This window comes from Streptomyces sp. SID12501 (genome assembly GCF_010550245.1).
Lineage (GTDB): Bacteria > Actinomycetota > Actinomycetes > Streptomycetales > Streptomycetaceae > Streptomyces.
On the sequence record NZ_JAAGLU010000186.1, the window covers coordinates 1 to 733 of the forward strand.

The 733-nt window shown below is 71.4% G+C and carries 1 pseudogene; it reads right to left on the bottom strand.

Annotated features, from left to right (window positions below):
* Positions 1-539 (bottom strand): annotated as a pseudogene (locus G3I71_RS45140) (serine hydroxymethyltransferase); the annotation flags it as partial.
* Positions 540-733: the final 194 nt, after the last annotated feature.

Genomic DNA, 733 nt, shown 5'->3' on the forward strand with positions numbered 1-733 from the left:
TACGCGGACCAGCCCGCGATGATCACCTTGGGCCGGTGCTCGAGGGCCAGGCGGCGGACCTCGTCCATGTCCACGAGGGACGTCTCGGGGTCCACGCCGTAGGCGACGATGTCGTACAGGCGGCCGGAGAAGTTGATCTTCATGCCGTGCGTGAGGTGGCCGCCCTGGTCGAGGGCCAGGCCGAGGATCGTGTCGCCGGGGCGTGCGATGGCGTGCAGCACCGCCGCGTTCGCGGTGGCGCCCGAGTGGGGCTGGACGTTCGCGAACTTCGCGCCGAACAGGGCCTTGGCCCGCTCGATCGCGATGGTCTCGGCGACGTCGACCTCCTCGCAGCCGCCGTAGTAGCGGCGGCCCGGGTAGCCCTCGGCGTACTTGTTGGTGAGCACCGAGCCCTGCGCCTGCAGGACCGCGAGCGGCACGAAGTTCTCGGACGCGATCATCTCGAGGGTGCCCTGCTGGCGGGCCAGCTCGCGGTCGAGGACGGCGGCGATCTCGGGGGCGAGGTCGGCGATGTTCTGGTCCAGCACGTTGTCGCTCATGCGCGGTGCTCTCCTGTCGCAGTCAACTGTGCGGGTCGCTCCCGGCGCACCCGCACACCGATGGGTGTGGGGTGACCGTGGGGCCCAGGCGTCCGACCCGTCGGTCCAGGTGCTGCGTCGCTCCCCGGTGGTGACCCCCCCTTCTGCGCCAATCGCGACCGGGACAGCGTAGCCACCGTGCGCGCCGCGGGGCA